This is a genomic window from Allomesorhizobium aridi (assembly GCF_043769475.1).
Lineage (GTDB): Bacteria > Pseudomonadota > Alphaproteobacteria > Rhizobiales > Rhizobiaceae > Allomesorhizobium.
In genome coordinates, this window is record NZ_CP171729.1 from 6,020,423 (window position 1) to 6,039,173 (window position 18,751).

Genomic DNA, 18,751 nt, shown 5'->3' on the forward strand with positions numbered 1-18,751 from the left:
TCCCCGATCAAAATCGCCTCAGACTCGCTGCCTGACATTCCAGCTTCTTTCCGGTCTGCGAGGTATGCCGGTCGCAAGTAACGGAAGCCGACACGTTGTGTCGCCTTTGTCGGGTCCGCGACACAGGCTGGTTTAACCGATCTGTTGTTTAGCCTCGGACTAAACAGCTGAAAAGCAATCACAATTTTTTGCTTCGGCCCAACTCAGCCGAGTTTGCACGAGTCTTGAAACCCGTAGGTGCAAGGCGGCGAGAGCTGCCAACGGCATTCATGTCGCGGGCAGCCGCAAATGGAACAAAAGAAGGAAAGCTACATGTCAGGTCTGCGTCAGATCGCGTTCTACGGCAAGGGCACCCCAGTCGCGGCAAAGATGCCGCTCATCGGAGGGATGTGATAATGGAACCGAATCCCCAGAAAAAGAGCTGGCGCAAGCGCATCGCCATAGCCGGCATTGCGATAGTGGCGTTTGCCGGCGTCGGTGTCGCTGGCGCCCTCAGCCAGGATTACGAGCGCATGCAGAGCTTTGGCATGGGCTGGGCCGACGGCGGGCCCGGCATGCACATGCAGCCCAATTTCCTCGACGGCTTCGAGCGCTTCCTCGAGGAGATCGACGCCACACCCGAGCAGAAAAAGAAGCTGGAGGCGATCCGGGACGAGTTCTTCTTCGATGTCAGCCTGATCATGCTCGGCTTCCTCGATACCCTGGACGATTTCGACAAGCTGCCAACCATCGACCGCGAGGCGGCGGAGAAGCTGCGGGCCGAGTTCGTCGCGGCGGTCGACGGAGTCTTGCGCAAGCTGACGAAGGCGCTGTTCGACGGCGCCGCGGTGCTGACGCCCGAGCAGCGGGGGAAGCTGGTCGAACAGGATTGTAGCTAGCACCCGCTGGTAAGGTTTGTACCGGCACAGTTTCAGATCGGAGCAGACAAACGAGCATGGCGGATCAGGTTCTCATCGTCGACGACGACAGGCGCCTGTCCGCCATGCTGGCGGAATATCTGACCGGCAACGGCTTTCGCGTGCAAGCGGCGGAGACGGCGGGCGCCGGCATTGCCGAGGTCGCACGGCTGTCGCCGGATGCCGTGGTTCTCGACGTCATGCTGCCCGACATGGACGGATTCGAGGCGCTCAAACGCATCCGCGCGAACTCCGACGTGCCGGTTCTGATGCTGACAGCGCGAGGCGACGAGACCGACCGCATCGTGGGGCTGGAGATCGGCGCCGACGATTATCTGCCGAAGCCGTTCAATTCGCGCGAGCTGCTGGCCCGGCTGAAGGCGATTCTGCGCCGCCGCAACGGCATGCGTGCCTGCGTACCCTCGATCTGCGACGAGATCACTGCCTCCTTGCGCACGAAGGCATAGATGAACCAATCGAGGCAAGGCACCATATCGCCAGCGACATCGAGCCGAACGGGCGCCTGCTCGGCTTCCCGCAGAGGACTTCGAGCTTGCCTTCAACAAACAGTGCCGGACGCGCAGGCGGCAAATCGATCGGGATGAACGCATCGACGTTCTCTGCGCCTGCGGTTACGCTCTCGTATCGACCCGTTGTTCGCTTCGGAATTTCATGTCGCCCAATTGGCAACAGCTTCGTTCGCTTTGAGGCGGAACGACAGGGTTCCTTGGCCACCGACCTGGGAACGAAGTCTTTACTAGCGCCGAGTGTTAGTCAGGAAATCGTTCTTAGCGCGAGTGCCTTAATGGATTGTCGCCGAGTGTCTGCCCCCTGAAAAGGATGGCGGCAGCCCTATGACACGGTGCGAGCGCATTCATCTTTGGACTACACCCCGGCACCAGATGCGATCCTGTGGCCGGCTGCGCAACCCGGACCAGCTTCGCCGGCCACCCCAGCCGAAGCGCAAAGACCAAGCATGCGCTACCGTTAACATGGATCACCCGATTGGGGCCGGCCAGTTGTCGGGCTCCGGCGAGGTCAATAGCGGTCGCAAGTAACGGAATCCGACATCCTGTGTCGTCGGGTCCGCTACACACGACTTGCTTAGCCAATCTCTTGTTGCCTCGGGCTAAGCAGCTGACACAAACTTCTCCGCCCAACCAGCCAAGTTGGCACGAGTCTTGAAACCCTTGGTGCAAGGCGGCGAGAGCTGCCTTCATGGCGCGGGCAGCGCAAATGAACACAGGAAGGAAAGCTACATGTCACGTCTGATGACGGGTTTTCGCTTTGCATGGCAGGCGCTTCATGCCCATTTCAAAACCGATAATTTGATGGAGCTGACGAGCTCCCACCGAAGGTTTTATCCACATCTCCTGCCGGATCTTCAAACCATGATCGAAGAGCAGATCGCGCCTCTGTCTCCCAAGCTGGTCGGCGTCCACCAGCGCTACGAGTATGAGCCCATGAAGCTGTCGGACCTGGTCATTCGCCAGGAACATGCAGTCGTTTCGATAACACCCTTGCAATATCAGGACATCGACATCGGCAAAGAGGAGCCTTATGCGTCTCTGCACAACGGCCTGTGGTTGTTCCAGATCGGCGACGAGCCGGTTGCCGTTTTTCTGTCGCAGTTTACCTCCCTAGTCGATGACATGCCATACGTTCAAGTGGAAATCGCTTGTCTGCCCGGCGAGCAGGCATCCGACTTCTCGCGCGAATTTCTTCGCAAGATCCAGGAGGGCTGTGAGAGCTCGCGGTATTATCGCAACAAGGTTCTCTCTTTCGAAGGAGATGCAGGAACCTCTGGGATGCAGGGTACGATGCGGGTTCATAACCTTCCTGCCGTATGCCGGAAGGACCTGGTGCTTTCCGAGGCAACTATGGCGCGTCTTGATGCCCACATCTTCGATTTCGATCGACACCGAGAAGGGCTGAAGCGTCTCGGCCAATCGACGCAAAAGGGTATTCTGCTTTACGGAGCTCCTGGCACAGGCAAGACGCACGTCATCCGTCATGTTTGTGCCACCCTGCCTGGACGCACTACCGTTCTGGTCACGGCTGAGCAGACAATTGCGATTGGGTTTTACATCGCGCTGGCCCGTACCTTGCAGCCGAGCATCGTCGTGCTGGAGGACGTCGATCTGGTGGGCCGGTCGCGAGAGGATGTTCATGGTCAGAAGGCCGAACGCCTCCTCAACCGTCTGTTGAACGAGATGGACGGTCTTGTGTCAGGGACAGATATCTTTTTCTTCCTGACGACGAACCGGCCGGAGGACATTGAGGAAGCGCTCGCTTCGCGTCCGGGCCGCGTAGACGAAGCTATTGAAATTCCGCTCCCGGACGCTGGTTGCCGCGAGCAGCTGATAGCGCTCTATGGTGATGCTCTCACCTTCGAGAGCGGAGCGGTGGCCGATGCCGTCGCACGCTCAGACGGCAGCAGCGCGGTCTATGTCAAGGAGATGGTCCGTCGTCTGGCGCAACGGAGCCTTGCGCGAGATGGCTCTCATTTTGTCTCGCGCGACGATGTGGAGGTGGTCTTCGGCGACTCCGGAGTATTGTCCAGCCGTCTCAACAGGCGCATCGTCGGCCTCACCGACAAGACGTCAAGACGACTGAACGCCGAAGAAGATGAAAGTGACTGCTGCGACTAAAGTTCTGCGGCCCGAGTTCGCCTTGCGCTGATTTTCGATGCTTCGCTCTAATCAGCGCAAGGCGCCATTGGGCGCCCCTCGGCCATGCCTGGTCCGCTCGATGCGAGACAAGAAGATGAGTGCCCGAAATTCACCTGGCCGCTCACCTGCGGAGCAGTCCCGCACCGCTCCGATCCGCCGCAGTCAGTGGTCGTCGTGACCGATGCTTGCGCACTCCCAGCCCTGGATGAACAGCCTCCGATAGCCGAAGCGCCGCTACTAATTGGCGAGGCAGCAGCTTCGTTCGCGCAGCGTCGTATGATTTCGCGGTTATAGCGATCAGCCGCTGTCCAATACCGTTCCGGTTTGCAGGCATTCCAGATAGGCGCGATAGGCGAAGCTGCGGTCGCGCTTCTTCCCCGTGGTTTCCACGAGAATATTGGCTTCAGTCAGCGCCTCGATCGCACGGATCGCGGTCGGCTTGCTTACGCCGATCAACTTTATGCCCGACGCAACGCTCACGATCGGATGACGCGGCAATTGCTCGAACAGTCTGACTGCGGAGCCGGAGGCGGATTGGGCTTCGAGCAGTCGCACCCGGTCCGCGGATACGAGATTGAGCAGTTCCCGCGCCGAAGCGACGGCTTCACCGGAAGTGGTGGCGACCCATCGAGAAAGAAGTCTATCCAGCCCTCCCAGTTCCCTTCCACCCGACTAAGATCGAGGCGCCGGTAGTACTCTTCCCGGTGGCGCTTGAAAAACAGGCTGAGATAGAGGAGCCGCGCCTTCAGCAAGCCCCAGTGCTCCAAGAGCAGCGCGAGCGCGTCGAGGTAGTTCGTGACCTCTTCCGCATCGGCGTTGGGTGCCGGCCTCTCTTCGGCCTCGAAAGCCAGAAGGTCCACGAGTGCTGCCTGCGTGCCCTCGATCTGCGACGAGATCACTGCCTCCTTGCGCCCGAAGGCATAGATGAACCAATCGAGGCAAGGCACCATATCGCCACCGAGATCGAGCCGAACGAGCGCCTGCTCGGCTTCCCGCAGACGATATTCGAGCTTGCCTTCAACAAACAGTGCCGGATGCGCAGGCGGCAGATCGAACGGGATGAACGCGTCGACGTTCTCTGCGCCTGCGGTTACGCTCTCGTATCGGCCCGTTTTTCGCTTCGGCATTTCATGACGCCCAATTGGCAACAGCTTCGTTCGCTTCGAGGCGAGCGCGCTCCTTGGCGACCATCTGGGAACGAAGTCTTTACTAGCGCCGAGTGTTAGTCAGGAAATCGTTCTTAGCGCGAGTGCCTTGAGATTGTCGCCGACTGTCTGCTCCCTGAAAAGGATGGCGGCAGCCCTATAACACGGTGCGAGCGCATTCATCTTTGGACTACAGACCCCCGGCACCAGATGCGATCCTGTGGCCGGCTGCGCAACCCGGACCAGCTTCGCCGGCCACCCCAGCCGAAGCACAAAAACCAAGCATGCATTAACGTTCAACATGGATCACCCGATTGGAGGCCGGCCAGTTGTCCGGCGATCCGGCGAGGTCAATAGCGGTCGTAAGTAACCGAATCCGACAGCTTTGTGTCGTCTTTGTCGGGTCCGCTACACACGCCTTGCTTAGCCAATCTCTTATTTGCCTCGGGCTAAGCAGCTGAAAAGCATGCACAAATCCTCTTCTTAGGCCCAATCAGCCACCTTGGCACGAGTCTTGAAACCCTTGGTGCAAGGTGGCGAGAGCTGCCGACCGGTATTCATGGCGCGGGCAGCCGCAAATGGAACAAAAGAAGGAAAGCTACATGTCACGTCTGCGTCAGATCGCGTTCTACGGCAAGGGGGGCATCGGCAAATCGACGACATCCCAAAATACGCTCGCCGCCCTTGTCGACCTCGGGCAAAGGATCCTCATCGTCGGCTGCGACCCCAAAGCCGACTCCACCCGCCTGATCCTGAACGCGAAGGCGCAGGATACGGTCCTGCACCTGGCAGCACAAGAAGGTTCGGTGGAGGATCTCGAACTCCAGGACGTGCTCAAAGTCGGCTACAAAGGCATCAAGTGCGTGGAATCCGGCGGCCCCGAGCCGGGTGTCGGCTGCGCCGGCCGAGGCGTCATCACCTCGATCAATTTCCTCGAGGAGAACGGCGCCTATGACGATGTCGACTATGTTTCCTATGACGTGCTCGGGGACGTGGTGTGCGGCGGCTTCGCGATGCCGATCCGCGAGAACAAGGCCCAGGAAATCTACATCGTCATGTCCGGCGAGATGATGGCACTCTATGCCGCCAACAACATCGCCAAGGGCATCCTGAAATATGCCCATTCGGGCGGCGTGCGGCTCGGCGGCCTGATCTGCAACGAGCGCCAAACCGACCGCGAGCTTGACCTGGCCGAAGCGCTGGCTTCCAGGCTGAATTCCAAGCTGATCCACTTCGTGCCGCGCGACAACATCGTCCAGCACGCCGAACTCAGGAAGATGTCGGTGATCCAGTATGCGCCGGACTCCAAGCAGGCGGGCGAATACCGCGCGCTGGCCGAGAAGATCCATGCCAATTCGGGCCAGGGCACCATCCCGACACCGATCACCATGGAGGAGCTCGAGGACATGCTGCTCGACTTCGGCATCATGAAGACCGACGAGCAGATGCTTGCCGAGCTTCAGGCCAAGGAAGTGGCGAAGGCGGCGGCACAGTAACCGCCGCCGCCGCGCCGCCTTCACCGGGCGGCGCGTCTTTACGAGAACGGCGTCTCGTAACTGAGGCGTCACCCAAAAACGTGGAAAGAGGTCCCATGAGCCTGGAATACGAGAATGACGGCGCCCTTCATGCGAAGCTTATCGAGGAGGTGCTCTCGCAATATCCAGACAAGGCGGCGAAGCGCCGCAAGAAGCACCTCAGCGTCGCAAAGAGCGGGGACGGCGGGGAGGGCGAGCTTCTTTCCGAATGCGACGTCAAATCGAACATCAAGTCCATTCCGGGCGTGATGACGATCCGCGGTTGCGCCTATGCCGGCTCAAAGGGCGTGGTATGGGGTCCGGTCAAGGATATGATCCATATCTCGCACGGCCCGGTCGGCTGCGGGCAATATTCCTGGTCGCAACGCCGCAACTACTACGTCGGTATGACCGGCATCGACACGTTCGTGACAATGCAGTTCACCTCCGATTTCCAGGAGAGGGATATTGTGTTCGGCGGCGACAAAAAGCTGGAACAGGTCATCGACGAGATCGAGGAACTGTTTCCGCTGAACAAGGGCGTCACCGTGCAATCCGAATGCCCGATCGGCCTGATTGGTGATGACACGGAAGCAGTTTCCCGCAACAAGGCCAAAGAGCACGGAAAGACGATCGTGCCGGTGCGTTGCGAGGGCTTCCGCGGCGTCTCGCAATCGCTCGGCCATCACATCGCCAACGACGCGATCCGCGACTGGGTCTTCGAGAAGAAGGACGTCGAGTTCGAGGCCGGCCCTTACGACGTCAACGTCGTAGGCGACTACAATATCGGCGGCGACGCCTGGGCCTCGCGGATCCTGCTCGAGGAGGTGGGGCTGCGGGTGGTTGCCAACTGGTCGGGCGACGCCACGCTCGCCGAAATAGAGCGAGCGCCGAAGGCCAAGCTCAATCTCATTCATTGCTACCGGTCGATGAACTACATCTGCCGACACATGGAGGAAAAATACGGCATACCCTGGATGGAATACAATTTCTTCGGCCCCTCCCAGATCGAAGCCTCTTTGCGCAAGATAGCCAAGCATTTTGGGCCGGAAATCGAGCAGAGTACTGAAATGGTCATTGCCAAGTACAGACCGCTTGTCGACGCGGTCAAAGCCAAGTACCGGCCGCGCCTCGAAGACAAGACGGTGATGCTCTACGTTGGCGGCTTGCGCCCCCGTCACGTCATCACGGCTTACGAGGACCTCGGCATGGTGATCGTCGGCACAGGCTACGAGTTCGGCCACAACGACGACTATCAGCGCACCGGCCATTACGTGAAGAACGGCACGCTGATCTATGATGACGTGACCGGCTACGAGTTGGAGAAGTTCATCGAGGGAGTTCGCCCGGATCTCGTCGGCTCCGGCATCAAGGAGAAGTACCCGGTGCAGAAGATGGGCATCCCATTCCGTCAGATGCACTCCTGGGACTATTCCGGCCCGTATCACGGCTATGACGGCTTCGCCATCTTCGCCCGCGACATGGACCTGGCCATCAACAACCCGGTCTGGGGCCTCTACGACGCTCCCTGGAAGAAGGCCGTGGCGCCGACGGCGATCGCCGCCGAATGAGAACCTAGTCTCTCCGCCCAGGCGGGGAGGCAGATGAGCGCCCGCGATCCTCATTCGCGGGAGTCCCTTCAAACTCTCGATATCCCTGTGCCGCCGCGTTGCGTCGCACTGGAAAAAGGTGACCACCAATGCCGCAGTCGGCCGAAAAAGTTCTTGACCATGCTCCCCTGTTCCGCGAGCCGGAATACAGGCAGATGCTTGCCGAGAAGAAGATCAATTTCGAATGCCCGCATCCGGACCAGGTCGTTGCGGATCAGCGCGAATTCACCCAGAGCTGGGAGTACCGCGAAAAGAACCTCGCCCGCAACGCGCTTGTCGTAAACCCCGCCAAGGCCTGCCAGCCCCTCGGCGCGGTGTTCGCGGCAGCCGGCTTCGAGCGGACGATGTCCTTCGTCCACGGCAGCCAGGGCTGTGTGGCCTATTACCGCTCGCACCTTTCGCGGCATTTCAAGGAGCCGTCCTCGGCGGTCTCCTCGTCAATGACCGAGGACGCGGCGGTGTTCGGCGGCCTTAAGAATATGATCGACGGGCTCGCCAATACCTACAAGCTCTACGACCCGAAGATGATCGCGGTCTCGACAACCTGTATGGCGGAGGTGATCGGGGACGACCTGCACAGCTTCATCGAGAACGCCAGGGACGAAGGTTCCGTGCCGCACGACTTCGACGTGCCCTTCGCCCACACCCCGGCCTTCGTCGGCAGCCATGTCGACGGCTATGACAGCATGGTTAAGGGCGTCCTTGAGCATTTCTGGAACGGCAAGGAGCACGCCGAAGTCGCAGGGAATATCAATATCATCCCTGGCTTTGACGGCTTCTGCGTCGGCAACAATCGCGAGCTGAAACGCCTGCTCGACCTGATGGACGTGTCCTACACCTTCATTCAGGACGCCTCCGACCAGTACGACACCCCGTCGGACGGCGAGTACCGGATGTATGACGGCGGCACCAAGATCGAGGACGTAAAGGCTGCGCTGAATGCCGAGGCCACGATCTCGCTGCAGCACTACAACACCCGCAAGACGCTCGAATATTGCGAGGAAGTTGGGCAAGCGACGGCGTCATTCCGCTACCCGCTCGGTATCCAGGCGACCGACGAATTCCTGATGAAGGTCTCGGAGATTTGCGGCAAGGAAATTCCGGAGGCGATCCGCCTTGAGCGCGGTCGCCTGGTCGACGCTATGGCCGACAGCCAGTCCTGGCTGCACGGCAAGAAATACGCGATCTATGGCGATCCGGATTTCGTCTACGCCATGGCCCGCTTCATTATGGAAACTGGTGGCGAGCCGATCCACTGCCTCGCCACCAACGGCACCAAAGCCTGGGAAGCCGAGATGAAGGAACTGCTCGCCTCCTCGCCGTTCGGCAAGGATGGGCAGGTCTGGGCGGGCAAGGACCTCTGGACGATGCGCTCGCTGCTCTTCACCGAGCCGGTGGATCTCTTGATCGGCAATTCCTACGGCAAATATCTGGAACGCGACACAGGCAAGCCGCTGATCCGGCTGACGTTCCCGATCTTCGACCGGCACCATCATCACCGATTCCCGCTGATGGGCTACCAAGGCGGCCTGCGCGTGCTGACGACGATCCTCGACAAGATCTTCGACAAGCTCGATCGCGAGACGAGCGAGACGGGCGTGACGGACTTTTCTTACGACCTTACCCGCTGAGAGCGGGCGGCTGGGTTCCACCGGAGCCGGCCGCTGTTCGACGGAGACCAGCAATGTCCTCGCTCAATACAAAAATCCAGGACGTCTTCAACGAGCCTGCCTGCGAGAATAACCAGAGCAAAGATGTCAAGGCGCGCAAGAAGGGCTGCTCGAAACCGCTGACCCCGGGCGCGGCGGCCGGCGGTTGTGCGTTCGACGGCGCCAAGATCGTGCTGCAGCCGATCACCGACGTCGCGCACCTGATCCATGCGCCGCTCGCCTGCGAGGGCAATTCCTGGGACAACCGCGGCACGGCTTCCTCCGGGCCAACGCTGTGGCGCACAAGCTTCACGACCGATCTCACCGAACTCGACGTGGTGATGGGGCAGGGGGAGCGGAAGCTTTTCAAAGCGATCCGCGAGATTAAGGAAGCCTATGCGCCGCCGGCGATCTTCGTCTATTCGTCCTGCGTGACGGAGCTGATCGGCGACGACATCGAGGCAGTCTGCAAACGCGCGACGGAAAAATTCGGCTTGCCGGTGGTGCCGATTAATGCGCCGGGTTTCGTCGGCTCCAAGAACCTTGGCAACAAGCTCGCCGGCGAGGCGTTGCTCGATCATGTCATCGGCACGGTGGAGCCCGACGACACCGGCCTCTACGACATCAACATCCTTGGCGAGTTCAACCTCTCCGGCGAGTTCTGGCTGGTGAAGCCGCTCCTTGATCGGCTCGGCATCCGGGTGCGCGCCTGCATCCCGGGCGACGCTCGCTACCTGGACGTTGCCTCATCGCACCGCGCGCGGGCGGCCATGATGGTATGCTCGACCGCGCTCATCAATCTCGCCCGCAAAATGGAGGAGCGCTGGGACATCCCGTTCTTCGAGGGCTCTTTCTACGGCATCACAGACACCTCTGAGGCACTGCGCCAGATCGCAGGGCTGCTCGTGAATAACGGCGCCGATCCGGACCTGCTCGACCGGACCGAAGCGTTGATCGCTGCGGAGGAGGCGATCGCGTGGAAGAAGCTCGCGGCCTACCGGCCGTGGCTCCAAGGCAAGCGCGTGCTGCTCAACACCGGCGGTGTGAAGTCCTGGTCGGTCGTTCATGCGCTGATGGAGATCGGGATCGAGATCGTCGGCACCTCGGTCAAGAAATCGACCGTCGAAGACAAGGAGCGCATCAAGCAGATACTCAAGGACGAGAACCACATGTTCGAGTCGATGGCGCCGCGCGAGCTTTACGCCATGCTCTCAGAACACAAGGCCGACATCATGTTGTCGGGCGGGCGCACGCAATTCATCGCACTGAAGGCCAAGATGCCCTGGCTCGATATCAATCAGGAGCGCCAGCACCCTTATGCCGGCTATGACGGCATGGTGGAACTCGTGCGCCAGATCGACCTCGCCATTCATAACCCGATCTGGCGCCAAGTGCGGGAGCCGGCACCGTGGGACTGCCAGCCCGCCGTGAAGGACGAACCGCCAAGCACGAAGTGCGAGACCGGGGCTGTGAACGCTTTCAAGAAACTTGCCGGCTCGATGGCCGCCGACTTAGGCGGGTGTTGAGGCCGATGGTCCGCATCCTTTCGCAGACCAAATCGGCGGCGATCAATCCGCTGAAGTCGTCGCAGCCGCTGGGTGCGGCCTTCGCCTTTCTTGGGGTCGATGGTGCGATCCCGCTCTTCCACGGCAGCCAAGGCTGCACCAGCTTCGCACTCGTGCTCTTCGTGAGGCATTTCAAGGAGACGATCCCGTTGCAGACCACGGCGATGGACGAAGTGGCGACGATCCTTGGCGGGGCGGACCATCTGGAGGAGGCGATTCTCAACCTCAACACCCGCACAAAGCCAAAGCTGATCGGGGTCTGCACGACGGCGCTGGTGGAAGCCCGTGGCGAAGATTGCGAAAGCGATATCGCCAATATCAAGCTGAAGCGCGCGGAAGAACTCGCGGGTACGGAGGTGGTTCTGGCCAACACGCCGGATTTCGACGGCGCGATCGAAGAGGGATGGGCCAAGGCTGTCACTGCGATCATCGATGGGGTTACACGGCCCGGCGAGCGGGCGCGGAAGCCGAAGAAGAAGAAGGAGAAGGAGAAGGAGAAGAAAAAGATAGCGATCTTGCCCGGCTGGAATCTCACTGTGGCCGACATCGAGCATTTGCGTGACATGGTGGAAGCTTTTGGGCTCCAGCCGGTGATCCTGCCTGACATCTCTGGCTCGCTCGACGGTACGGTGCCCGACCGCTGGGTCCCGACCACCTATGGCGGCACCAGCATCGACGATATCCGTGAGCTTGGCACGGCGGTGAAATGCATCGCCGTCGGCGAGCATATGCGTCGCCCGGCGGATGTGCTGCACACGCTGACCGGCGTGCCTTACGTGCTGTTCCAGTCGCTGACCGAGTTGAAGAGCATCGACCGGTTCGTCTCGCTGCTCACGGCGATTTCGGGCGCGGCGGCGCCGGCCAGGATGCGCCGTCAGCGGGCGCAATTGCAGGATGCTTTACTCGACGGACATTTCCATTTCGGCGGCAAGAAAATTGCGATCGCTGCCGAACCGGACCAGCTCTACCAGCTCGCAACCTTCTTTACCGGCATGGGCTGCGAAATCGCAGCGGCTGTCACTACGACCGATAGGTCGAAAATTCTCAAGAAGGTGCCGGCGGAATCGGTCCAGGTCGGCGATCTCGGCGATCTGGAACGTCTTGCCGCCAGCGCGGATCTTCTCGTCACCCATTCGCACGGACGCCAGGCGGCCGAGCGCCTTGGCATTCCGCTCATGCGCGTCGGCTTCCCGGTCTTCGACCGGCTGGGCAGCCAGCACAAGCTCACAATCCTTTACCAAGGGACCCGCGACCTGATCTTCGAGATCGCCAACATTTTCCAGGCTAACCGGCACGCGCCGACGCCTGAGGCACTTGATCCACTCCGTAAGCGAGGAATGCCAGATGAGCTCCGTTCGTCGCCTCTCACTCGTCACTGACGAGATTCCTGGACAGCAAGTCGGCGCATTGCGCGTAGCCATCGCTACTCACGACATGCAGAACCTCAATGCGCATTTCGGGTCGGCCAGGCGCTTTGCTGTCTACGAGATGACGCGCGAGGAGTGGCATCCCGTGGAAGCTGTGGAGTTCGATGACGTTTCCGACGAGAGCGGCGAGCATCGGACCGAGGGCGATGACCGCATCACGCCCAAGGTGGAGGCGTTGAGGGGCTGTCATCTTCTGTTTTGCTTGGCAATTGGCGGGCCTGCGGCAGCCAAGCTTGTTTCGGCAAGAATCTTTCCGATCAAGGTGCCGCGGCCCGAAAGCATCCAAGCGGTGCTGTTGCGCACGCAGATGATGCTCAGGACGCGTCCTCCCCCTGGCTGCGCAAGGTGCTGGCGAAGGCAGGCGCTTCTGTAAAGAACCCGCCCTTCGAGGAGGAAGGCTGAAATGAGCCGAGAAGACGAAATGTTTGATGCCACGGTTATCTCCGCTGTCAGCGAGAACGAGGCGGCCTTTGCCACCCCCTTTGTCAAATGCCTCCTGCGGCTGATCCGCGCTCAGGATTCCTACGGACTATGGGAAGGCAAAACGGACGCCGAACTGCTGGCTGACTTCATCATCACCAAGGAACAGCGGCGTGCGATCCCGATCATCGGCGATCCCGATCCGGACGTGCTGTGGAGGCTCGAAATTTTTTACGCCGCCGTCGGGCTTGCGATCGAGGAGCGCTCCGGCCTGATCGCATCGCCGATAATCAAGGTGAGTCCTGAAGGCTTCGGGCGCGTGGTTTTCACGGCAGGGCGGTTGGTCGTTCTGTCGAAAGCCCTGCGCGACGTCCACCGGTTCGGCTTCGAGACGTTCCAGAAACTCGCCGAGGCCGAAACGAAACTGGTCGACGCTGCGATCGCAGCCATCGAAGCCTATCCCGAGGTCGCACGAGCGTGATTGGACCGGTTCGAGGCAAGGTGATCATGCCAGATCTTGAGGCGCTGCATAGAAGGTCCGGAAACTGCAGTCTCTCGCGTGAGCTGCGAAGATGACAATTGCACGACCTCGCCAAGGGCCTTCCCATCAACCTGACCGAGATCAAGGCGCGGCGGGAAAACGTTCGACATTTTTGCCGAGTGGACGCTGCAAGGAGAGTGTTCGGTGCATTGGAGAATTCATGATGCCGACCCCCTTCCGTTACCCGCGACGGCCCCAGAAGGATCCCGGAATATGCGACCGCTATCAACGCGACGACCTGCATCGGTTGCGGTCGCCGCCTCAAGATCTGCTGGCGCGAGGTCATGCAACTTCACGCCATCGATCATGCGGGCGAAGTCCTCGGCCTCCGCGCCGTCCAGGGCGACGACTTCTATGCCGAGCTCAATCAACCCATGCGGCCGAGGCAGAATTGATGTCTTCAGACAACGCAGCACCGATGAAGCCACTGGTCCTGATCTGTTCGCAAGATCCGGAGTTCTATCTGACCTACGGCCACATCCTGGAGGCGGATGTCTTCACGAAAGAACTGGCCGACGGCGTGGAGGACGCGCTTAAATTGGCAGTTGAGCGGGAGCCGAAGGCCGTGGTGCTGGACTGCCAGCCGGCAAGCGCGACAGGATCCACCATCTTTGCCCAGCTCAAGGGGGACCCCCGGACCGGCGGTGTGCTCGTTATTGCTCTGATCGCGCCCGGCGCCGAGAACCAACATTTCGATCTCTTGAAGGCAGGCATTGACGACAGCTTTGTGCGGCCAATCGCACCAGCGAAGCTGCTCGATTGCCTACGGACGAAGCTGGCGCTGGCGAAGCCGGGTTCAAACGGGATTGCAAACGGCAGATTGCTCCGCTGTGGCAGCCTTGAGATGAACGTCGATGCCCGCCGAGTCCGCGGTAACGGCCACGACATCCACCTCGGACCGGTCCAGTACAAACTGCTGCAGCATTTGCTCGAGACTCCCGGCAAGGTGTTCACCCGGAAGGAGTTAAAGGACGCAGCTTGGGACGAAAGAATACATGTCGGTGAACGCACCATCGATGTCCATATCAGCCGGATCAGAAGGGAGCTGGAGAGGACGTCGGCCGGCAGCGTCATTCGTACCATCAGGTCCGAAGGCTACTCGCTTGAGGAGGCGCACGCTGAACCTGAACCTGACGGTAAATAGGCATCGGTGCGCTGCCACCCCCTCTCCGTCGTGCTGAGCGCAAAGCTAAGGGCGTCGAACGCGCTTAAACGGCCCGACATATTCAGAAAGAAGCATTCAAATGGCTTTTAAAACCGTGCTCAGTGTGACGGGAGCTGACCACTCCGATCAGGACGTCAGAATAGCTGCCAGCCTGTGTGCCGAGGTCGACGCGCATCTTTCCGTACTGATTATATCGCCTCCGCCGCTCCTCATGTCGCCACCGCCGCTCTGCGATGGCGTCCCCGTGTGGCCGGAACAACGCGCATTGGACAGACTGGAAAAACGATCCTGGCAAATTGGGAGCTACATGGACCGACTGGAGAAACAGTCCTGGCAAATTGAGAGATTTTCACATGACATGGAGAGACTGCAAAAACGGTCCAGGGAAACCCGGACTCTGCTGAGAGGCAGGCGGCTTTCTCATGATGTCGATACCGACTATGGCGATCAGTCCAGCATCGGTGACGTGGTACGACAGCCGGCGCTCTGCGCCGACCTGACAATCGTCGGGCCCGCACTTCTCAACGACGATAACCTCGGACGTCTCGTTATCAACGGCAGCTTGTCCGAAACGGGAAAGCCGGTGCTTGTTGTGCCGAAGGGTGCTGTGGCGACTCTTAAGCCACGGCGCGTTCTGGTCGGCTGGAATTCGCGAGGCGAGGCGTCCCGGGCGGTTCGCGAAGCGCTGCCTTTCTTATCCGGTGCGGAGGAAGTTCGTCTCGCCGTAGTCGGTCCGGAGGCGAGCTGCAACGGAAACGGGCCGGAGCCGGGAGCCGGCATTGTTGCCTATCTCGCCCGGCACGGTGTTCAGGTGGCGATCTACCGGTTGCCGAGCGCCGGCCAATCGGTCGCCACTGTGCTGGCGCAGCACGCGATCGACACGTCTGCAGACATGATAGTCATGGGCGCCTATGGCCACCGCCGGCTGCGTGATCGGATCTTCGGTGGCGTGACGAGATGGATAGTTGATAAGCCGCCATTGCCGCTGTTTTTGGCTCTGTGACTGGTTTCGCAGCAGCGCCGATGCTGTTCGAAACTCTACGCCGCTGGTCGCCTATCCTGATGCCAATTGGGAGAAATCGCAGCAAACGCGCAAATTTGGTGGAGCTCTTCGGAGCCAATTTGCATGCACTCGCGGTTGCCAATGGGGAACTCAATCGAATGATCATGGTCGTCGATCATGCCGGCCCTGCATTGGCTCTGGAGGCTGCGGGGCCGCGCATGCCTGTGCCCGCAGCACTGCCAGACCCATCGTGCGGCCGACGGGTTGCTGGATGACCTGATGGATAAAACTACGAAAACGGCGTTGCCCTGCAGAATGCTTTATCGCGTCCTGCGGCTGGTCCTGTCCAGCAATGCTCTACGCGCCTGCTTCGTCTCGCGTTCCATCCGCAGAGCCATGTTCATAACCCTGGCTTTCTCGCTGCTTGTTCAGACAGGCTATTTCGGAAGCGTCCTCTTTTTTGATCTGGCGGTCTAGATGAGATGCGAGAGCTGGCCAAATGACTTAGCATTCAGGTAGGTGCCAGGAAGCGACCGCCAGATGATCAGAAGGATAGAGAATGAATCCCAAGATGTGCTCCAGCTCGGTCACATGGCATATCGCCGCTCTTTTGAGGGCCGCGACACGATAAGTGCTCCGACCCGTGATCAAATTCGCACTGCTTCGGACTAACCATGAACATTGATCTGGTGGTTCAAGGAACACCGTGTTTGGTGTGGGGCCGGAGGCGACCGCATTCCGGTCGTTCCAACGCCGAGGGAGATGCATGCTTTCGGGTCCATAGGCATTGGTGGCCTATCGCAGCACGCCGGCTTTCGGTTGTTTCGTCTCGATGACGAACGAGGCGCTGGAAATATACCGGGCTCTTCTGGGACATCGAAGAGCGCACCTGGCCTCGAATCAAACGCGGTATTAGGACGACCGTCCATAGCTGCTTTCAATCACGTATCGCTGGAGAGAACATGCTGGAGAAATTCGGACGCTACCCGCTCACCTTTGGACCCACGCCTATCGAGAAGCTCGACCGCCTCGGCAAGCATCTAGGGGGAAAGGTGGAAATCTACGCCAAACGGGAGGACTGCAACTCTGGCCTCGCCTTCGGCGGAAACAAGCTCCGCAAGCTCGAATACATCATCCCCGATGCGATCGCGTCGAATGCCGATACGCTTGTGTCCATTGGCGGCGTGCAGTCCAACCACACGCGGATGGTCGCCGCGGTCGCCGCCAAGATCGGCATGAAATGCCTCCTGGTCCAGGAGAGCTGGGTTCCACATGAGGATGCCGTCTACGACCGGGTCGGCAACATTCTCTTGAGCCGCATCATGGGAGCGGAGGTGCGCCTGATCGACGAGGGTTTCGATATCAGCATCCGCCCGAGTTGGGAGCAGGCGCTCGATGAGGTCAAGTCAAGGGGCGGCAGACCCTACGCGATACCAGCCGGGGCTTCCGTTCATAAATTTGGCGGTCTCGGCTATGTGGGCTTCGCGGAGGAGGTGCGCGCCCAGGAGACGCAGCTTGGGTTTGCCTTCGACTACATCGTGGTTTGCACGGTCACAGGCTCGACACACGCCGGCATGCTCGTCGGATTCGCCAAGGACGGACGCCAGCGCACCGTGATCGGTATCGATGCCTCCGCCACCCCCGCCCAAACCAAGGCGCAGGTGCTAAGCATTGCCCAAAATACTGCGAAGCTTGTCGACCTTGGCACGGAAATCGTCCAGGAGGACGTGGTGTTGTTGGAGGAGTACGCGTACCCAAGTTATGGCGTTCCGTCCGAGGAAACGAAGGCGGCAATCCGCCTGTGCGCGCGGCTCGAGGGGATCATTACTGATCCCGTCTACGAGGGCAAATCGATGCAAGCGATGGTCGACCTTGTCCAGAAAGGCTTCTTTCCAGAGGGATCGAGGGTCCTCTATGCGCATCTCGGTGGCGCGCCTGCCATCAACGGTTACAGCTACACCTTTCGCAACGGCTGACGCTCGACAGATTGCAGCTTCCCTGCCGTGCCGGCGATGCGCTCCAAATTCGGGTGAGTTGATTTCGGGGCTGACTGTGGAACGGGCTCCATAAGCTGCCGTCGGATACACATCGACTCCCGCCCCATTCTGTGGGCGCGGTGAAGCGGTCACTTGCTCAATCAGAGGCAATTTAGGCATGTCATACGCGGTCAAGGAAATCTTCTACACGCTTCAAGGTGAAGGGCGTAATGTTGGGCGGGCTGCCGTATTCTGTCGTTTCGCTGGATGTAACCTTTGGTCGGGGCGTGAAGCTGACCGCGCTAAGGCAATCTGCAGGTTTTGCGATACCGATTTTGTTGGTATGGACGGCGCCGGCGGTGGACGCTTTGCGAGCGCGCGGGAGCTTGCATCTGCCGTTGAGCAGGCCTGGCGTGGTGCCGGGGCAGGGGAGCGTCTTGTCGTCCTCACTGGAGGGGAACCGCTTCTGCAGGTGGACGAAGACCTCATAAAAGCTCTACATGACTTGGCATTCGAAATTGCTGTGGAGACCAACGGAACCATTCACCCGCCGACTGGCATCACGTGGCTCTGCGTCAGTCCGAAGGCAGGCGCCCCGCTCGCAGTCACGGCCGGTGACGAACTTAAGCTTGTCTATCCTCAGCCAGGTGCGGAGCCCGGGCGTTTCGAAGGCCTCGCATTCAAGCACCTTTTACTCCAGCCGATGGACGGGCCTGAACGCGAGGAGAATACGGCGGCCGCCGTCGCCTATTGCCTTGCCAACCCACGCTGGCGGCTCACTCTTCAAACCCACAAGTTTCTTGGGATTCCATGAAAATTACACAGGCTTTCACGTTCGAGGCAGCGCACCGTCTTCCCCGGGTGGCCGAATCCCATCGCTGCCATCGAATGCATGGCCACTCATACCGTGTGGAACTTCGTCTTGAGGGGCCGGTGAATCCGGACACGGGCTTTGTCGTCGATTTTTTCGACGTGGAGGCTAGTTTCGGCCCACTTTTGCAGCGTCTTGACCATCACTGTCTGAATGAGATCGAGGGCCTCGAAAATCCAACCGCCGAAAATATCGCTATCTGGCTCTGGGACCGTATCAAGCCGATCCTGCCGCAAATTGCCTCGGTGACAGTCTACGAGACCCCCCAATGCTGGGCTGAATATGAAGGGTGAGACG

At 60.0% G+C, this 18,751-nt stretch carries 16 protein-coding genes and 2 pseudogenes; 16 read left to right on the forward strand and 2 right to left on the reverse strand.

Going from position 1 to position 18,751, the window contains the following annotated elements:
- The first annotated feature begins 395 nt into the window (after positions 1-395).
- From ACG873_RS31690 to ACG873_RS31700, 3 genes and pseudogenes are all read left to right on the forward strand, one after another.
- Positions 396-878, forward strand: coding sequence for a Spy/CpxP family protein refolding chaperone (locus tag ACG873_RS31690; RefSeq protein WP_394889921.1), 483 nt, complete (start codon positions 396-398; stop codon positions 876-878).
- A 56-nt stretch (positions 879-934) separates the two neighbouring features.
- Positions 935-1,309 (forward strand): annotated as a pseudogene (locus ACG873_RS31695) (response regulator); the annotation flags it as partial.
- 846 nt (positions 1,310-2,155) lie between these two features.
- Entirely contained in the window at positions 2,156-3,547 is a 1,392-nt protein-coding gene (locus ACG873_RS31700; protein ID WP_394889923.1) for an ATP-binding protein, read from the forward strand.
- A 318-nt stretch (positions 3,548-3,865) separates the two neighbouring features.
- On the opposite strand, the gene ACG873_RS31705 is transcribed toward ACG873_RS31700, so the two are convergent.
- Together ACG873_RS31705 and ACG873_RS31710 are read right to left on the reverse strand one after the other, a co-directional pair.
- A complete protein-coding gene (locus ACG873_RS31705; protein WP_394889925.1) occupies positions 3,866-4,048 on the reverse strand; it encodes a hypothetical protein in 183 nt (60 codons plus the stop codon).
- On the reverse strand, positions 4,045-4,695 hold the full coding sequence (locus tag ACG873_RS31710) for a Fic/DOC family N-terminal domain-containing protein (RefSeq protein ID WP_394889926.1): 651 nt from the start codon (positions 4,693-4,695) through the stop codon (positions 4,045-4,047). Before ACG873_RS31710 ends, ACG873_RS31705 begins: the two co-directional genes overlap by 4 nt.
- A 620-nt stretch (positions 4,696-5,315) precedes the next feature.
- Here ACG873_RS31710 and nifH point away from each other — a divergent pair.
- From nifH to queD, 13 genes and pseudogenes are all read left to right on the forward strand, one after another.
- Positions 5,316-6,209 carry a nitrogenase iron protein gene (gene nifH, locus ACG873_RS31715; RefSeq protein WP_394889927.1) on the forward strand — a complete coding sequence of 298 codons (894 nt, stop codon included), beginning with the start codon at positions 5,316-5,318 and terminating at the stop codon, positions 6,207-6,209.
- Between the two features lie 95 nt (positions 6,210-6,304).
- The gene (nifD, locus tag ACG873_RS31720) at positions 6,305-7,798 is read left to right on the forward strand and encodes a nitrogenase molybdenum-iron protein alpha chain (protein ID WP_394889928.1); all 1,494 of its coding nucleotides are present in this window, start codon (positions 6,305-6,307) and stop codon (positions 7,796-7,798) included.
- 128 nt (positions 7,799-7,926) lie between these two features.
- Entirely contained in the window at positions 7,927-9,468 is a 1,542-nt protein-coding gene (nifK, locus tag ACG873_RS31725) for a nitrogenase molybdenum-iron protein subunit beta (protein ID WP_394889929.1), read from the forward strand.
- Between the two features lie 53 nt (positions 9,469-9,521).
- Positions 9,522-11,012, forward strand: coding sequence for a nitrogenase iron-molybdenum cofactor biosynthesis protein NifE (gene nifE / locus ACG873_RS31730; protein WP_394889930.1), 1,491 nt, complete (start codon positions 9,522-9,524; stop codon positions 11,010-11,012).
- A gap of 5 nt (positions 11,013-11,017) precedes the next feature.
- Entirely contained in the window at positions 11,018-12,430 is a 1,413-nt protein-coding gene (nifN, locus tag ACG873_RS31735) for a nitrogenase iron-molybdenum cofactor biosynthesis protein NifN (protein WP_394889932.1), read from the forward strand.
- A pseudogene (nifX, locus tag ACG873_RS31740) lies at positions 12,396-12,880 on the forward strand (nitrogen fixation protein NifX). The gene nifN and the pseudogene nifX overlap by 35 nt, the downstream one beginning before the upstream one ends.
- Positions 12,881-12,899: 19 nt before the next feature.
- Positions 12,900-13,379: a NifX-associated nitrogen fixation protein gene (locus tag ACG873_RS31745; protein WP_394893800.1), complete on the forward strand. Its 480-nt coding sequence runs from the start codon at positions 12,900-12,902 to the stop codon at positions 13,377-13,379.
- Between the two features lie 454 nt (positions 13,380-13,833).
- Complete coding sequence (locus tag ACG873_RS31750) at positions 13,834-14,583, forward strand: winged helix-turn-helix transcriptional regulator (protein WP_394889933.1); 750 nt, start codon at positions 13,834-13,836, stop codon at positions 14,581-14,583.
- A 100-nt stretch (positions 14,584-14,683) separates the two neighbouring features.
- On the forward strand, positions 14,684-15,607 hold the full coding sequence (locus tag ACG873_RS31755; protein WP_394889934.1) for a universal stress protein: 924 nt from the start codon (positions 14,684-14,686) through the stop codon (positions 15,605-15,607).
- Between the two features lie 177 nt (positions 15,608-15,784).
- A complete protein-coding gene (locus tag ACG873_RS31760) occupies positions 15,785-16,084 on the forward strand; it encodes a hypothetical protein (RefSeq protein ID WP_394889936.1) in 300 nt (99 codons plus the stop codon).
- Between the two features lie 485 nt (positions 16,085-16,569).
- Complete coding sequence (locus ACG873_RS31765; RefSeq protein ID WP_394889938.1) at positions 16,570-17,583, forward strand: 1-aminocyclopropane-1-carboxylate deaminase; 1,014 nt, start codon at positions 16,570-16,572, stop codon at positions 17,581-17,583.
- A gap of 178 nt (positions 17,584-17,761) precedes the next feature.
- Positions 17,762-18,397 carry a 7-carboxy-7-deazaguanine synthase gene (queE, locus tag ACG873_RS31770; RefSeq protein WP_394889940.1) on the forward strand — a complete coding sequence of 212 codons (636 nt, stop codon included), beginning with the start codon at positions 17,762-17,764 and terminating at the stop codon, positions 18,395-18,397.
- The gene (gene queD / locus ACG873_RS31775) at positions 18,394-18,747 is read left to right on the forward strand and encodes a 6-carboxytetrahydropterin synthase QueD (protein WP_394889941.1); all 354 of its coding nucleotides are present in this window, start codon (positions 18,394-18,396) and stop codon (positions 18,745-18,747) included. The genes queE and queD overlap by 4 nt, the downstream gene beginning before the upstream one ends.
- Positions 18,748-18,751: the final 4 nt, after the last annotated feature.

What these genes read in the sequence shown, in the direction of transcription:
- queE (WP_394889940.1), top strand. Translation starts at nt 17,762, where the DNA reads ATGTCATACGCGGTCAAGGAAATCTTCTACACGCTTCAAGGTGAAGGG.
- nifN (WP_394889932.1), top strand. Translation starts at nt 11,018, where the DNA reads ATGGTCCGCATCCTTTCGCAGACCAAATCGGCGGCGATCAATCCGCTG.
- ACG873_RS31765 (WP_394889938.1), top strand. Translation starts at nt 16,570, where the DNA reads ATGCTGGAGAAATTCGGACGCTACCCGCTCACCTTTGGACCCACGCCT.
- ACG873_RS31745 (WP_394893800.1), top strand. Translation starts at nt 12,900, where the DNA reads ATGTTTGATGCCACGGTTATCTCCGCTGTCAGCGAGAACGAGGCGGCC.
- nifK (WP_394889929.1), top strand. Translation starts at nt 7,927, where the DNA reads ATGCCGCAGTCGGCCGAAAAAGTTCTTGACCATGCTCCCCTGTTCCGC.
- ACG873_RS31700 (WP_394889923.1), top strand. Translation starts at nt 2,156, where the DNA reads ATGTCACGTCTGATGACGGGTTTTCGCTTTGCATGGCAGGCGCTTCAT.
- nifE (WP_394889930.1), top strand. Translation starts at nt 9,522, where the DNA reads ATGTCCTCGCTCAATACAAAAATCCAGGACGTCTTCAACGAGCCTGCC.
- ACG873_RS31690 (WP_394889921.1), top strand. Translation starts at nt 396, where the DNA reads ATGGAACCGAATCCCCAGAAAAAGAGCTGGCGCAAGCGCATCGCCATA.
- ACG873_RS31760 (WP_394889936.1), top strand. Translation starts at nt 15,785, where the DNA reads ATGCCGGCCCTGCATTGGCTCTGGAGGCTGCGGGGCCGCGCATGCCTG.
- nifD (WP_394889928.1), top strand. Translation starts at nt 6,305, where the DNA reads ATGAGCCTGGAATACGAGAATGACGGCGCCCTTCATGCGAAGCTTATC.
- nifH (WP_394889927.1), top strand. Translation starts at nt 5,316, where the DNA reads ATGTCACGTCTGCGTCAGATCGCGTTCTACGGCAAGGGGGGCATCGGC.
- ACG873_RS31710 (WP_394889926.1), bottom strand. Translation starts at nt 4,695, where the DNA reads ATGCCGAAGCGAAAAACGGGCCGATACGAGAGCGTAACCGCAGGCGCA.
- queD (WP_394889941.1), top strand. Translation starts at nt 18,394, where the DNA reads ATGAAAATTACACAGGCTTTCACGTTCGAGGCAGCGCACCGTCTTCCC.
- ACG873_RS31750 (WP_394889933.1), top strand. Translation starts at nt 13,834, where the DNA reads ATGTCTTCAGACAACGCAGCACCGATGAAGCCACTGGTCCTGATCTGT.
- ACG873_RS31755 (WP_394889934.1), top strand. Translation starts at nt 14,684, where the DNA reads ATGGCTTTTAAAACCGTGCTCAGTGTGACGGGAGCTGACCACTCCGAT.